This is a genomic window from Cupriavidus sp. U2 (genome assembly GCF_009663685.2).
GTDB classification, from domain to species: Bacteria; Pseudomonadota; Gammaproteobacteria; order Burkholderiales; family Burkholderiaceae; genus Cupriavidus; species Cupriavidus necator_C.
The window spans coordinates 558,389-573,321 of the sequence record NZ_RCOG02000027.1; the positions used below are offsets into that span (position 1 = coordinate 558,389).

General features: G+C 62.6%; 11 protein-coding genes. 8 read left to right on the forward strand and 3 right to left on the reverse strand.

The window, feature by feature from the left end:
- The first annotated feature begins 85 nt into the window (after positions 1-85).
- The 8 genes from wecB to D9X30_RS22200 all read left to right on the forward strand — a co-directional run bounded on the left by wecB (position 86) and on the right by D9X30_RS22200 (position 9,158).
- On the forward strand, positions 86-1,393 hold the full coding sequence (gene wecB / locus D9X30_RS22165; protein ID WP_228770741.1) for a non-hydrolyzing UDP-N-acetylglucosamine 2-epimerase: 1,308 nt from the start codon (positions 86-88) through the stop codon (positions 1,391-1,393).
- Positions 1,390-1,734 carry a hypothetical protein gene (locus D9X30_RS22170; protein WP_153945747.1) on the forward strand — a complete coding sequence of 115 codons (345 nt, stop codon included), beginning with the start codon at positions 1,390-1,392 and terminating at the stop codon, positions 1,732-1,734. The genes wecB and D9X30_RS22170 overlap by 4 nt, the downstream gene beginning before the upstream one ends.
- 165 nt (positions 1,735-1,899) lie before the next feature.
- Entirely contained in the window at positions 1,900-3,675 is a 1,776-nt protein-coding gene (locus D9X30_RS22175; RefSeq protein ID WP_194946440.1) for a polysaccharide deacetylase family protein, read from the forward strand.
- Positions 3,676-4,128: 453 nt separating this feature from the next.
- Positions 4,129-5,358 carry a glycosyltransferase family 2 protein gene (locus tag D9X30_RS22180; protein WP_502799669.1) on the forward strand — a complete coding sequence of 410 codons (1,230 nt, stop codon included), beginning with the start codon at positions 4,129-4,131 and terminating at the stop codon, positions 5,356-5,358.
- Between the two features lie 2 nt (positions 5,359-5,360).
- Positions 5,361-6,458, forward strand: a complete 1,098-nt coding sequence (locus D9X30_RS22185; RefSeq protein WP_153945745.1) for a bactofilin family protein — start codon at positions 5,361-5,363, stop codon at positions 6,456-6,458.
- Between the two features lie 15 nt (positions 6,459-6,473).
- Positions 6,474-7,478 carry a hypothetical protein gene (locus D9X30_RS22190; protein ID WP_228770740.1) on the forward strand — a complete coding sequence of 335 codons (1,005 nt, stop codon included), beginning with the start codon at positions 6,474-6,476 and terminating at the stop codon, positions 7,476-7,478.
- 21 nt (positions 7,479-7,499) lie between these two features.
- A complete protein-coding gene (locus D9X30_RS22195; RefSeq protein ID WP_153945744.1) occupies positions 7,500-8,348 on the forward strand; it encodes a YaiO family outer membrane beta-barrel protein in 849 nt (282 codons plus the stop codon).
- A gap of 3 nt (positions 8,349-8,351) precedes the next feature.
- The gene (locus tag D9X30_RS22200) at positions 8,352-9,158 is read left to right on the forward strand and encodes a hypothetical protein (RefSeq protein WP_153945743.1); all 807 of its coding nucleotides are present in this window, start codon (positions 8,352-8,354) and stop codon (positions 9,156-9,158) included.
- A gap of 20 nt (positions 9,159-9,178) precedes the next feature.
- On the opposite strand, the gene D9X30_RS22205 is transcribed toward D9X30_RS22200, so the two are convergent.
- From D9X30_RS22205 to D9X30_RS22215, 3 genes are read right to left on the reverse strand one after another with little or no spacing between them, the layout of a single operon-like run.
- Entirely contained in the window at positions 9,179-10,534 is a 1,356-nt protein-coding gene (locus tag D9X30_RS22205; protein WP_228770739.1) for a TolC family outer membrane protein, read from the reverse strand.
- Positions 10,535-10,563: 29 nt separating this feature from the next.
- Positions 10,564-13,617, reverse strand: coding sequence for an efflux RND transporter permease subunit (locus D9X30_RS22210; RefSeq protein ID WP_283780868.1), 3,054 nt, complete (start codon positions 13,615-13,617; stop codon positions 10,564-10,566).
- Positions 13,614-14,711, reverse strand: a complete 1,098-nt coding sequence (locus D9X30_RS22215; RefSeq protein ID WP_228770738.1) for an efflux RND transporter periplasmic adaptor subunit — start codon at positions 14,709-14,711, stop codon at positions 13,614-13,616. Before D9X30_RS22215 ends, D9X30_RS22210 begins: the two co-directional genes overlap by 4 nt.
- Positions 14,712-14,933 lie beyond the last annotated feature (222 nt).

The window sequence follows — 14,933 nt, forward strand, 5'->3', positions numbered from 1 at the left end:
CGTAGACGGTCCTAAAAGCAAGTCGTCGTAGGGGCGTCCCGCCTCCCCAATGGGAACGCCCGCTTTGCACTCAGGAGAGACCGGCATGGCTCAGAAAGTGCTCGCCGTTTTCGGTACGAGGCCGGAAGCCATCAAGATGGCGCCATTAATTCATCGGCTGCGGGAGGCGGCGAACATCGACTTGCGCGTGTGCGTCACAGGCCAACATCGCCAGATGCTCGACCAGGTATTGCGACTTTTCGAGATCGTTCCGGACTTCGACCTGAACATCATTAGCCAGGGCCAGACGCTGTCCGACATCACGACGCGTGTGCTGACAGGCGTGCATGCGGTATTGGATCGCTTTGTACCTGACGCGATGCTCGTGCATGGTGACACCACCACCACGCTTGCCGCCACCCTGGCGGCGTTCTACCGCAATGTCGCGGTGGGACACGTTGAAGCGGGCCTGCGCACCGGCAATCTCAGCGCGCCGTGGCCAGAAGAAATGAACCGGCGCGTGACCGATGTGATGGCCTGTTGGCTGTTCGCACCCACGCTGCAGGCGCAGGAAACGCTGCTGCGCGAAGGCGTCGATCGCGATCGGATCAGCCTCACCGGCAACACGGGCATTGACGCCCTGTTGCAAATCAAGAAACGCCTCGATAGCGATGACGGTATGCGCAACCGGCTGGCCGCGCAATATAGCTTCCTGGATAAATCGCGGCGGCTGATTCTGGTCACCGGCCATCGGCGCGAGAACTTCGGTACGCCGTTCGAGCGCCTGTTCGTCGCACTGCGCACGCTCGCAGATCGCAATCCCGATATCCAGATCGTTTATCCGGTGCATCTCAACCCGCGCGTGCAGGCGCCTGTCAAGGCAATCCTTAGCGGGCACCCGAACATCCACCTGATCGAGCCCCAGGAATACCTGCCGTTTGTCTTCCTGATGTCTTCCGCGCATCTGATCATCACTGACTCGGGCGGCATTCAGGAAGAGGCACCCGCGCTGGGCAAGCCGGTGCTCGTGACGCGTGATTCCACGGAGCGCCCTGAAGCCGTAGCCGCCGGCACAGCGCGGCTGGTGGGCACGGATCCGGAGCGCCTGATCACCGTTACGGAGCAATTGCTTAACGATACCGAGGAATATGCGCGCATGGCACGCGCCCATAACCCATTCGGTGATGGCCGCGCCAGCGAGCGCATCGTCGTTGCGTTACAGGCGCCGCTCCAGGGCCCCGACCGGAACTGTGGCAACACCCCGGCCCACGCAGTTCTTGGCGGCTTGAATGGCCGCGGGCCAGCCATGTACGCGGCGACATCCATGACATCGATCACATCGGCGACATCGACCACATTGGCGAATGAGTCGTCCAGGGGCCAACGGCCCGCGCCAGAAGGAGCCATTCCATGAAGCGCTCACGCATGACCCGGTTTGTTGCGTGGGGGACAGCAGTCCTATTTGCCAGTTCCCTGGTCTCGATGCCCGCCCACGCCGCACTGACTGAAGAGGCTGCTGCGGTGGCGGCACAGCCACCGCTATATCTGCCGGCAAGTCCGGCGGACCCCGGCGGATTGAAGGGGTATGACCATAGCGTTCAGATCGACTTTGCCTATGAAGCCGATGCCGTTGGCACGAACAAGGACAAGAAGGACAAGATCAAGGCGAAAAAGCCCAAAAAGCTCAAGGCCGGGCCAAAGGTGAAGGCAGGCACCTACACACTCGCGCCGGCTCCCGAAGCGGAGCCGGATTAAGGTGCGATCCGGCACCGACCACTCTGGAGCATGCCTGGCGGCGGGCTGGCGCTTTTCGCGTCTCCGCCAAGGCGAGGCACATTGACATCGCGCTGGGAGAAGATCGTGCTTAACAACTCTCACTCATTCATGCTGAGATGCGGCCGCCTGGTGCTGCAGGCAGTCATGGCGCTGCTTGCCCTCGGCGTGATCGTGCCGGCAATCACGCATGCGGCCACCAATCAAATTGCGCTGCTGGTGCCAGATGGCTTTGCGCTACCGGACGCGCGCGTCTCCTCGTGGCTCGACGCCGCCCAGGAAGAAGGTCTGAAGATCACGGTCATCAATGACAGCCAGTTCCAGCAAGGCACGACGCCGGCGCAGTTCTCCGGCGTCATCCTGCCGGACCAGGTACACGCGAACGCGAGCGATGCGCTGATCTCGTCGCTCGAGACGTACGCAAATCAGGGTGGACAGTTGATGCTCGTCTACGACTTCGGCGCGCTGACGACCACAGGATTCTATGCACCGCAGAAAAGCCGTCTGAGCAACCTGGCGGGCGTCGACTACGTGCTCTATGACCAGTTGCTCGGCAATATGATCGGCGTGGGACCGGTCACGGGCCTGGGTACTACCCTCAGGACCCTGCAAGTGGCACCCGGCAAGTCGATGGTATGGGACGCCACCGCCACCAATCCCGTGGAAGGTATCTCTGGCTACGTCTATGGCTTCCTGATTTACCCGAGCTTCGTGACCCAAGGCACCTACAGTGGGTCCGCTCTGCTGACGTCGCCCAATTTCGGGCTCGTCGCGGGGCTGCGCAATTTCGGAAACGGGCGCGTGTTGTTCGTCAACATGCCGCTGTCTTACTTGAAGGGCCAAACCGACGGCATGCTGATGCACGGAATGCTGCGCTACTTCGGCACCAACATGATGAAGATGCCGCGACTGTCCGCGCAACCCAAGGCGCTTGGCGGATTGGTACTGAACTGGCACTTCTGTGCCGGTGACCAGATTGCGCCGGCAAACAAGCTCAAGGGCTGGGGCATCTTCCAGAAGGGAACCTTCTCGATGTCCATCACGGCCGGGCCAGACCAGATCAATGTGGGAGACGGCAAGGGCATCAACCTGTCGCAGAACACCACCGCTCAACAACTGGTGGCATACCTGCTGAGCCAGGGCCACAACATCGGTAGCCACGGCGGATGGATTCACGATTTTTGGGGCGCGAACGCCAGCGAGACGAATCAATCGACCTTTGAGCAGTACCTTGTGCTGAACAAGCAAAGCGTGGAGGGCGTAACGGGTCGCCCGGCAATCGAGTATGCGGCGCCGGAGGGCAACACGCCACAATGGTCGGTCAACTGGCTCGAAGCCAACGGCAACAGCGCCTATTACTTCCTGGGGCACACCGGTATGGCGCCGACCCGGAGCTACCGCAACGGCGCCCTGACCAACGAAACGATCCGCGCGTTCCCTGTCATGCCGTTCGGGCAGTACGCGACCTTCGAGGAGTTCGAGGAGTTCAACGTTCCGGCGGCCAGCATTACGGCCTGGTACAAGCAGCTTATCGATTTTGTGGCGAAGAACCGCACCAGCCGGTTGATCTACATGCATCCGCTGGGAGCGGTCGACTACCAGTCGGTGCTCAACAGCCTTTTCAACAAGGCGGCGACCGTCAAGACGAGCGGGCAGTTCAACTGGTTCACGATGGATACGCTGGCGAAGTTCGGCCAACGGCGCCAGCAAGTCAGCTGGCAGGCGACTGACGGCGGGAATTCCTGGACCTTTCAGGCTACCCACCCCAGCGACCTGACCGACATGGCATGGGTGCTGCCAAAGTCGGCTTACAACCAGCCGGTTGTGACACAGGGACTCGGGCTCGTGACCTGGGATGGCACCAACTGGATCGTGACGGCACTAGGAGGCACCACGCTGGCCTTTGTCAGCAGCAAGCGGTAAAGGACAAGCGCCCGTCCTCGCGCGCTCGCAATGGAAGCGGGGACGCGGCGCTGCAGAAGAACAGCACTACATGGGCCTTCGAGCATGCACCCTGGATATCGCCTCTTTTTGTCGATTGGCGTGATGCTGGTCATCACTGTTCCCATCCCCGGGGCGTTCGCAGCCGCCCCCAACAGCTACATCACAACGTTATCCATCCCCCCTGGGACTGCCGAGGGCGGCGTCCACGGCGTCAGCGATTCACCTGCGCAACCTGCCGCTCGGGCCGCGTCAGCAGACGCCGCGCTGAATCTCGCAGTGGTGCTGCCGGACACGCTCGACAACGATGACATGAACGGCTTGACCAAACGCACGTGGGCAAGCCCGCTGCCGGCAAGCCCCGCGCGCGAGGCCCCCGCAACAGCTGAAAGGCCGCGCGCGCAGGCGATTGTGCCGCCGCTGACGGTGCTGCTGATGGCGGTCATTGGCCTGGTGCTGTTCTATGCCGTAAGACACTACCTCTTCACCCTGAACCGGCTCTTCGGCTTTCAGCGACACCCGTACCTCGACATCGATATTGCGCAGTGGCCTACGTTGACCGTCATGGTCGCCGCGCACAATGAAGAGGCCGTGATAGCCGGTTCGCTGGCCTGCCTGCTGCATGCGGACTATCCCGCTGACAGGCTCGTCATCATGCCGGTCAACGATCGGTCCACCGATGGCACGCGCGAGATCATCGATGATCTGGCGGCGAAGCACCCCGGGCGCATCACACCGTTTCACCGCGCCGCCGGAAAGCCGGGCAAGGCTGCCGCGCTCAAGGATGCCAGCGAGGCGGTGACGAGCGATATCGTCGTGGTCTTCGATGCCGACTATCTACCGCCGGTCGGGCTGCTAAAGCAGCTGGTGGCCCCTTTCTTCGATCCAGAGGTGGGTGCCACCATGGGCCGCGTGGTGCCGTTGAATGTGGGCGTGAACCTGCTGACGCGCCTGCTCGATCTGGAACGCTCGGGTGGCTATCAGGTTGACCAGCAAGCCCGCATGAACCTGCAGTTGGTCCCCCAGTACGGCGGCACCGTGGGCGGCGTGAGGATGCGGGCATTGCGCGCTGTCGGTGGCTGGCATGACGATGTACTGGCGGAAGACACCGACATCACCTATCGCCTGCTGCTGGCCAACTGGAAGACGGTCTACCAGAACTGGTCGGAGTGTTATGAGGAGGTGCCGGAGACCTGGCCGGTCCGCGTGCGGCAAATCCGGCGCTGGACCAAGGGCCACAATCAAGCGCTGTACCGCCACGGCGTCAGGATGGCGGCTTGCCGGCATCACGGCCTGTTCGAGAGAATCGATGGCGTCGCGCTGCTCGGCATCTATATGATGGCGCCGATCATGCTGTTTGGCTGGTTGCTGGCGATCCTGTTGTTCTATGCTGGCGGCTTGCCACTATTCGGCGAAGCGTTGATCCTGTTCGCGCTGATGTCCTATGGCACCTTGGGCAATTTTGCAGCGTTTTTCGAGATCGCCGCCGCGGTGCACCTGGACGGCACGCGCGAACGCATCCGGCTGTTGCCTCTGAACTACTTCGGCTTCCTCGTCAGCATGCTCGCCGTGTCGCAAGCGATTCTGGGTCAAATCGTCTTCGATCAGCTGTTACGTCGGGAACTGCGGTGGGACAAGACGTCCCGTTATCGCCCGAGGAACTGAATATGTGGCCATTGCTGCTCGGTACGCTCACCATGTTCGTGTTCGCCCTGCCGCTCGTCCCGGCGGCGCTGGAATGGCGGCGGGCGCGCGACGTCCGGCCGCTAATGATTGACGGCGAACACACCCTCGATGTGACGAAAGTGGCGGCGGATTTTCGCGCACTGGTGGCGCGGCATGAAGCGGGTGACCGGCTGCACAGGCTCACGCGCACGGCCATGGCGCTACGGCCGGTCGTTCATGTCACCGGTAGTTTCGTTCCGACACGGGCGGAGACGAATCTGGGCGTCTGCACGCGCACTGTCGTGACTGGCGGAACGCTGACGCTGCCTGACGGTTTCACGTTCTCGCGCGATATCTATGGGCGACGCGGCGTATATACGGGCCGGGAGAACCATCTTCAGGTTCTGCTTTCCGAGGGCGAGCTCGTGATACGCGATGGCAGCGAACTCCAGCGCTGGGCCCACGCGCGCAACATCCACGTCGAGCCGAACTGCCGGCTGCGCGGACCTGTGTCGGCGCACTATGCCATCCGCCTCGAAGAAGCATGTGAGTTCACGTCAGTGAGCGCGGCGGTGGTCAGCTTCGGGCAGCGGCGTGCCGGGACGCCGCCCGATATCGACGATCGGACTGACAATGCCAATGCTGGGGCGGCGCCCTCCCTCGAGGCCATTCCTGATGCCGATGCCTCGGAGCATCCGGATGGTCGCTGGCTGGTACCCCATGCCCTGACGCTTTCTGCAAACACTGTGCATCGTGGTGACCTGATCGTACACGGCGAGCTTTGGATCGGCGCCGGCTCCTGCATCATGGGCAGCGTCAAGTCGACCGGTGGCATCTGGCTTGGACCAGGCGTGCGCATCCATGGCGCGCTAATCGCCGCCGGCGCGATCTTGTTGGAGCGCGAGTGTGTCATCGCCGGGCCGTTGGTCTCAGAGCAGGAAATCGATGTGGGCAGGCGCTGTGTGATTGGCGCCGCCGGCCGGCGCACGACGGTCGTCGCGCCGTTATTGCACATGCACGCGGGCACGGTGGTCTATGGCGCGGCATCTGCGTTGGAGGAAGGCCGCGTCGTGCCAGAAGCCTCGGCTGGCGACGCGTGAACCGACTGCAAAATCATGAAGACATTGATGGCTTTCATGTTGTTGATCGCCACGCTTGCGCATGCGCCAGCGGATGCGGGCGAACTCTCGCTCCAGGGGTACCAGCGTCCCGACGGCGCTATTACTACCTACTTTGGCGGCGACTCGATCGATCCCTATTTCGCGGCCAAGGCGCTGCTCGCCGCACAGGACGCGGGGGGGACGATGTCGGCCGCCGCCAAACGCTGGATCGCCTGGCAGTTGCCGCGCCAGCACGCTGACGGCCGCTTCGACCGCTACTGCCTGAAGGCCGAGCGCTTTGTCGCATGCCAGCCAGCCGATGCGGACGATGCCCTGATGGCAGTCTGGATGGAACTACTGGTCCGTCAAGCGCCATCCGACGGCATGCCGCCAGCGTGGCAGGCCAGCTTCGACAAGGCTAGCGCACATATCGACACCCTGCGGGATGCGCAGTCCGGGGTGTACTACATTTCGTCCAGCCTGCATGTCGCCTTGCTGATGGACAACGCGGAGATCTCCAGCGCCTTCAAGGCGGCCAGCGCCTATCGGCGGCGCCTGGGTGACACTGCGGGCGCCACGGAGTGGATGCGCAAGGCCGAGCAACTCGACAAGGACATCCTGCGTGTGTTCTGGCGGCCTGGGCAGGGTTATCTGGTGAGCACCCAGCCACGCGAACAGTATGAGTTTTATCCGGACGCTGTCGCACAGATCTTTCCTATTCTTTCTGATATTCGTCCGCCTAATCGACCGGATGCCTTGACGTACCGCCTCTGGATGAAAGAGCACCGGATGACCTGGCTGCAGATGTCCGAAGCGGATTTCCCCTGGGGGCTGGTGGCACTGGTCGCCGACAAGATGGAGGACAAGGAAGCGATTTCGTGCTGGCGCATCCGTTCCATCCAGTTCCGTCATGGAAAACACTGGAATGTGCTGGAAGAGGCGTTGTACCTGGCGTTCGTGGCGCGCTTGACCCCCGAACAGGCGCTGGCACCGCCTCCAGCCGGGTTGCGCTGTCGTTGAGGCAAGATCGAAAGGATACGCATGGCAAAGCTCTCGCATACCCGAATCCGGTTCTACGGCACGCTTGTCCTGTCATGCCTGCTCGGCATGGCGATGCTGGTCGCCACCACGGAATCGCGCGCCCAGGCGGAAGCCAGCCCGCCCCGAACGTTCGTGCCGTTACTCACGGGGTTCATAGAAGGCGGACTAGGCCATGCCAACCTGACCAACAACAATTCGAGCTGGAACGACCAGTACGTGCGCGGCGGCGTCCACCTGACCCCGAAGGACTATGTGACCGGCGAAATCAGTCACCAGAACCATTTCGGCGACGCTGGCACGTTCTTCGGACTGGGCTATACGCGAATTTTCGATGACAACTGGTACGGCTTCTTGAGTGCCGGCACGAGTTCGGGCGGCTTTTTCCTGCCCGAGGTCCGTGTCGATGGCATCCTGTTCCGCAAGCTGCTGGAAAAGAAGAACCTGGTGGCCAGTGCAGGCTTTACCTACTACCGCGCCAAGGAGGTCTATAACGACAAGACCTTGCTTCTGGGGCTGACCTACTACTTCGACGCCCCGTGGATCATCCAGCTCGGGGGGCGGCTGAACCGAAGCGATCCCGGCAACGTCCGCTCCAACCGGGGATCGATCGCTGTCACCTATGGCCGCGACAAAGACCAGTACATCACTTTGCGATACGACGGCGGGACCGAGGCCTACCAGATCACCGGCGCGCAGCAACTGCTCAGTGATTTCACGAGCCATGAAGTTTCCCTGAACTGGCGCAAATGGATCACCAAACGCTACGGCATCAACTTGCGGGCGGTCTATTACGAGAATCCGTCCTACAAACGCAAACAAGCAGAGATAGGTGTTTTCGCGGAGTTCTAGACCATGGCCCATCCTGCTGGACACACTCCCGCTACCCGCGATGCAAGCGACGCACTTGGCCTGACGATCCTGAGCCTGGCCAGGCATCGGTCACTGGACCGGCTAAGTCTGTCGGCTTCGACGATGATCGGCATTTTCCTGTTGCCGGTGCTGTTCAATTCTGCCGAGTGGCTGCTGCGCGGCAAGATCAGCATGACATGGACCGCAGTGCTCGCGTTCTGGATCGACAAGCTTGGCATGGACGGCGTCGTGATCGAACGCTTGACACGGGTGGCCTGGTTCGACTTCGACTTGCCCTATCTGAATGTCACGGCGACACCGCCCGACGTGCCCATGTGGTCCGCAAACTTGCTGGCCACGCTCATCGTGTGCATATTCGCGCTTCGCATGCATGACCGGTTCCTGCCGCTGCGCTACTTCCTTCTGTTTGCCGTCTTCATTCAATGCACGGCGCTGCTGTTCTTCGCCGTGGCACCGACGGATTTCCCCTACACGGTCAGCGAGTATGCAAACAACATGCTGAAGACCTCTGCCAGCTTCCTGTTCCTGCTGCCATGGGGGCATGCGCTCGTCTATTACATCTTCGACTTTTCCTGGCCGAAGAAGATACTCCTGACGCTGCTTACGCTGGTGTTTGTCATCGTGGCTGTGCCGATGCAGCTGGCACTGCATGTCTATGTGATGAAAACCGGGTCGCTGCTAATGATGCCGCTACTGTCGTTCGTGTTCGGGCCGACGATGATCGTCCTTGGATGCATGGCGTTGTATGGATGGGCAATGAGTTGGGATCGGCAAACGCCCCGGGCATAGACGGGGCGTGGAGGCCCCTGTCACGAAGCGAGCCAGCCGTTGAGCGAACGCAGGGTATCCTCGCTCAATTCTCCCGTCGCGGCGGCAAGGCGGAGGCGACCCAGCAGGTAGTCCAGCCGAGCCTGCACCACGTCCAACTCCGCGGCGAACACGCGCTGCTGCGCGTCGAGCACGTCGGGTTCGGTGCGGGTGCCGACGTCCCGGCCAAGGATCGTCGCCGCCAGCGCACTACGCGCCGACGTCAACGACTGCTCGAGGGCGGCGATACGTGACACGCCAGTCTTCACGGACAGGAACCCGTCCTGCACGTTCAGGCGCACATCGCGCCGGGCCGCGGCAAGCTCCTGTTCCGCCTGGCTCCTCTTTGCAACGGACTCCCGCTCGCGCGAGTCCAGGCTCCCACCCGCGTACAGCGGAATGTTTACCTGCAACCCCACGGTCGCGGAACGCGTATTGGCAGCAACCCAAGGCGCCAGATTACCGGTCTGCCCTTGCGTGTTGTAGCCCGCCACGAGCGAGACGGTCGGGCGGCTGGCAAGCCGGTACTTGTCGATCTCCGCGCCGGCAATGTCAAGTTCCGACTGCCGGGTCTTGACCAGGAAGCTCTGTTCTTCGCCCTTGGCCTGCCACGCCGCTAGATTGTCCGGCTCCGGCGGCCTGGGCGCAAACCGGGCGGCAAGCCCGCTCAGTTGATCGGGCGACGTGCCAACGATCTCCTGGAAGCGCGTGCGACGCTGCTCCAGTGCGGATTGCGCCGTCACTTCGCGGCTCTCCACACCGTCCAGGCGCGCCTGGGCTTCTTGTAGATCGGTGATCTTGTCCTGCCCGATGTCGAAGCGCGCCTTGGCGCGATCGCGCTGCTGCCGCAGGGCCGCCTTCTCGGCCTGTACCACGCGCAGCGTCTCCTCGCCCAGGACGACGCCGAAGTACGCTTCTGCTACCCGCAGGGCAAGATCCTGGCGCGACTGGCTGAACTGTGTTTGCGCCAGGTTCGTCTGTTCCCGCAATTGCTTCTTCGTCGCCACCGCACCCCGGTCGTAGATCGGCTGCACCAACACCACGCCGGCCTGCCGCACAGTGCCCGACGTATTGGAAGGGATCAGGGACGCACCATCGTCGGTGGCCGAAGAATGGACGACAGTACGGCCCACGCCGCCTTGCAGCCTCAGGCTGGGCAGCAGCAGCGCGCGGCCCTGCACGGCCTTCTCTTGCCCCGCCGTGAGCGCATCGTTCGCGGCAAGGGTAGACGGATCATGCGCCAATGCCTGCTCGTAGGCGCCCACGAGGTCGATCGCGCCCGACTCCCCGGCGCTCAGGAACAGCATGCAGCCCAGCGCCACCTGCCCGGCCCGCAGGGCCATATTCAATCGCTTCATCACAATCACTCTCAACGTCAGATTCGCGATCAGACGGTCGCGGGGCGCTTTGCCCGGTACCACGTCGCGTACAGGGCAGGCAGGAACACGAGCGTCAGCACCGTGGCCACGGCGAGGCCGCCCATGATTGCCCACGCCATGGGGCCCCAGAACACCGAATGGGTGAGCGGCACCATCGCCAGGATGGCCGCCAGTGCCGTCAGCACGATCGGACGCAACCGCCGCACCGCCGACTCGACAATGGCCGTCCACAACGGCACGCCTGCACGCACGTCCTCGTCGATCTGCACGACGAGGATCACCGAGTTGCGGATGATCATGCCGGCCAGCGCGATGACACCGAGCATCGCAACGAAGCCGAACGGAATCCGGAAGGTGGCCAGCACCACGCTCACACCGATCAGGCCGAGCGGCGCGGTCATCAGGACAATTGCCATCTTCTTCATGTCCTGCAGTTGGATCATCAGCAGCACCAGCACGGCGATGATGGTCAACGGCATCACCGCAAACACCGAACGCTGGGCTTTCGCGCTCGATTCCGATGCACCGCCGATGTCGATGCCATAGCCGAGCGGGAGGTCCTTTTCGAGCGCTTCGATCCGGGGCAGCAGCGCGCCGGTGACGTCGGGTGCCTGCGCGCCCGCGATATCAGCACGGACAGTCATCGTCGGCACGCGATTGCGTCGCCACAGTTCCCCATCTTCACTGGCAAGGGTGAGACGGGCCACCTGCGATACCGGCACGAACTTCCCGTCGCGTACATAGATCCTGGCGTCCTTCAGGTTGTTCAGGTCCGTACGCTCCGCCGCAACGAGGCGCGACACAATGTCGATACCCTGGTCTTCTTCCCGGAACTGTGTGATCGGCGTCCCGGAGATAGACGCCTCGAGCGCCTGCTTGATCTGGGCGGACGTAATGCCAAGTGCACGCGCCTTGTCCTGATCGACGTCGACCTGGACGCGCTTGATGCGCTCGCTCCAGTCCTGGTTCACCTGACGCACATGCGGCTCCTCGCGCATGATCGCTGCCACCTTGTCGCCGATAGCCCGGACCTTGTCGTTGTCCTGGCCATAGACCCGGAATTGCACCGGATAACCAACGGGCGGACCATTCTCCAGGCGGTTGACCCGCCCACGTACGTTGGGGAACTTTTCCGCGAACAACTTCTCGAGCTTTTCCTTCGCGCGCTCACGCGCCTCGCCGCCCTTGGTCATCACCATCATTTCGCCAAGGTTCAGGTTCGGGGTCTGGGCATCGAGCGGCAGGTAGAAGCGCGGCGCGCCATTGCCCACGAAGCTCGTCACCGCGGCAATGTCCGGATCGCCCTTGAGCATCGCTTCGAGCTTCTGCACCTCGCGCTGGCTCGCTTCGAACGTCGAAGCCTCCGGCATCCACATGTCCACGATCAGCTCGGCACGGTCCGACGCCGGAAAGAACTGCTGCGGCACTGCCTTGAAGAGCATGAGCGCGCCGACGAACGCCGCAAGCGTGATGCCGAGCACCCAGACGCGTTGCCGCAAGCAGAAATCCATGAAGCGGCGGAATTTGACATAGAAGCCGCGCTGGTAGACCGCCTCCTCGTCATGCGAAGCATGCGCATGCTCCTTCAACAGCTTGAAACCGATGTAAGGCGTAAACAGCACGGCCACCAGCCAGGACAACAGCAGCGAGATTCCGACCACCTGAAACAGCGAATACACATACTCGCCGGTGCCGGACTTTGCAAAGCCGACCGGAAGGAAGCCCGCCGCCGTGATCAGCGTGCCGGTGAGCATCGGGAACGCAGTCGCCGTGTAGGCGTAGGTGGCCGCGCGAAACTTGTCCCAGCCCTGCTCAAGCTTCAGCGCCATCATTTCGACGGCAATGATGGCGTCGTCCACCAGCAGGCCGAGCGCGATGATCAGTGCACCGAGCGAGATGCGCTGCAGGTCGATCCCCATCACATACATCGCCAGGAACGTCATGGCCAGCACGAGCGGTATGCTCAGCGCTACCACCAGCCCGGTCCGCAGACCCAGCGAGAGGAAACTCACGACGAGCACGATGACCACTGCCTCTGCGAGGCTCTTCTTGAATTCGAAAACGGAATGCTCGACGATGCGTGGCTGATCGCTGACTGCATGAATCTGCACGCCGACAGGCAGGGTGGCCTCGATGCGCTTGACCGTTTCATCGAGCTTCGCCCCAAGTCGGATCACGTCACCGCCCTTGCGCATGCTCACAGCAAGGCCGATAGCCTCGTTGCCGTTGAAGCGCATCCGCGAAGTGGCCGGCTCGACAAAACCACGACGGACATCGGCGATATCACCCAGCCGGAAGGTACGCTGCCCGGCACGGATACCGATGGCGCGAATGCCCTCTACGGAATCGAACTCGCCGCTCACGTCCAGCCGCACCCGTTCGGCACCGGTTTCCACCGTACCGCCCGACGACACGACATTGGTCTGCGCGAGCGTCTGGGCGATCAGGGCCGGATCGATCCCCAGAGACGCAAGCTTGGCGGTGGAGATTTCCACATAGATCTTCTGCTCCTGCTTGCCCACGAGATCGACCTTGTTGACGTCGTCAACACGAAGGAACTCGTTGCGCGCCGCATCGGCGATCCGCCTCAGGTCGTCATAGCTGAATCCGTCGCCAGTGATGGCATACAGGTTGCCGAACGTGTCTCCGAACTCGTCATTGAAGAACGGCCCTTGCGTGCCCTGCGGCAGGGTATGGCGGATGTCACCAAGCTTCTTGCGAACCTGATACCACACATCCGGCACGGCGGATCGGGGAACGTCTTCGCGCAGGTTGACCTTGATCTGCGCCTCACCCGGCTTGACGTAGGTGGACGTATAGTCGATCTCCGCGACCTCCTGCAACTTGCGCTCGAGCTTGTCGGCCACCTGGTCGGCCATCTGCTGCGCGGAGCTTCCCGGCCAGTAGGCCTGCACCACCATGGTCTTGATCGTAAATTCTGGGTCTTCCTTCTGGCCAAGGCTGCCGTATGCCAGCACGCCGGCCACGGACAACAGCAACAGCAGGAACGCGATCATCTGCGGGTGTTTAAGCGCCCATTCGGACAGATTGACACCTTTCACTTCGAACCTCCCGCCTGGGCGACGGTCGTCGCCTCCGTCACCTTCACCTGCTGGCCGGGCTGCAGCATGTGCACGCCGGCGGTCACTACCGTCTCGCCGCCCGCGAGGCCCGCCGCCACAATGACGCTGTCGTTCTGAGCCGCACCGAGCTTCACTTCGCGCGCGACCACGCGGGACGTCTTGGGGTCCACCACCCACACCTGCCGGCTACGCTCGTGGTCGACGATGGCCGTCAGCGGCACGCGAATCGCGCCACTGCCGTCCACATCGGGAACCATGACGGATGCGGTCATGCCCAGACGCAGGAGGCTGGGATCGGCGTCTGCGTCCAGGATCGAAATGCGCGCGGAGTACGTGCGCGTGACGCTGTCAGCGTCCGGCGCGAGCTCGCGCAGCTTGCCGCTCCAGGACTTTTCCGGATGCGCCCACACCGTGATCGCGAGCTTCTGGGCCTTGCGTAGTTCGTCGACGCGCGACTCGGGAATGCTGATCGACACTTCGCGTTCGCCGTCGGCCGCAACGGTGACGATCGACTGGCCGGCCGACACGACCTGGCCGGCTTCGGCGTTGATGGCGCTGACCACCCCATCGCGGTCGGCCACGAGTGTCGTGAACCCGCGCATGTTGGCGTTCAATTGCTGGCGCGCCTGCGCCGAGCGAAGCTGGGCTTCGGCCTGGCTCAACGCCAGGCGCTGCTGGTCCAGTTCGGCCTGCGAAGCAAAGTTCTGTGCCAGCAGTTGTTCGGTGCGCTTTACGTCCACCCGGGCCTGGGCTACCCGGCTTCTCGCAGCGTCCGCATCCGCGCCGGCCGCGGCAACCTGCAAGGCTTCCTGGGTGGGATCGAGCTGCAGCAACGGCTTCCCGCGCTTGACATGGCTGCCCACTTCCACCATCCGGGCAACGATCTTGCCCGCCGTCCGGAAGCCCAACTGGCTTTCGTAACGCGCACGGATTTCTCCCGAATAGTTGGCGCCGATGGTGCCGCTGCTACGCCCTACGACGACGGTCCGCACCGGCCGCACGTCCGACTGTTCGGACGCAGGTTTCTCTGTGCACGCCGCCAGCAGGCTCGCCGCCGCGATGATGGTGAGCATTGCTGCTCGATGCTTCCTGTTCAATTTCTACGCTCCAGTAGGTCCGTCACTCGCCTGCGAGTCATCAGCGTTTTGCGCCACCGAGCCGATACAACGGACTCGTTCGGGGCGTCGGTGTCAGCAGGCCTGGGCATCCGCCCTTCCCAAGAGCCCGAAATATACATCATAATGACGCTGTCGTCAGATTGACGTTTAATTTATTTTGTATGTGTGGCCAGAGCA

Coding starts and splice junctions, on each gene's coding strand:
- wecB (WP_228770741.1), top strand. CDS start 86: ATGGCTCAGAAAGTGCTCGCCGTTTTCGGTACGAGGCCGGAAGCCATC.
- D9X30_RS22170 (WP_153945747.1), top strand. CDS start 1,390: ATGAAGCGCTCACGCATGACCCGGTTTGTTGCGTGGGGGACAGCAGTC.
- D9X30_RS22175 (WP_194946440.1), top strand. CDS start 1,900: ATGGCGCTGCTTGCCCTCGGCGTGATCGTGCCGGCAATCACGCATGCG.
- D9X30_RS22180 (WP_502799669.1), top strand. CDS start 4,129: ATGGCGGTCATTGGCCTGGTGCTGTTCTATGCCGTAAGACACTACCTC.
- D9X30_RS22185 (WP_153945745.1), top strand. CDS start 5,361: ATGTGGCCATTGCTGCTCGGTACGCTCACCATGTTCGTGTTCGCCCTG.
- D9X30_RS22190 (WP_228770740.1), top strand. CDS start 6,474: ATGAAGACATTGATGGCTTTCATGTTGTTGATCGCCACGCTTGCGCAT.
- D9X30_RS22195 (WP_153945744.1), top strand. CDS start 7,500: ATGGCAAAGCTCTCGCATACCCGAATCCGGTTCTACGGCACGCTTGTC.
- D9X30_RS22200 (WP_153945743.1), top strand. CDS start 8,352: ATGGCCCATCCTGCTGGACACACTCCCGCTACCCGCGATGCAAGCGAC.
- D9X30_RS22205 (WP_228770739.1), bottom strand. CDS start 10,534: ATGAAGCGATTGAATATGGCCCTGCGGGCCGGGCAGGTGGCGCTGGGC.
- D9X30_RS22215 (WP_228770738.1), bottom strand. CDS start 14,711: ATGCTCACCATCATCGCGGCGGCGAGCCTGCTGGCGGCGTGCACAGAG.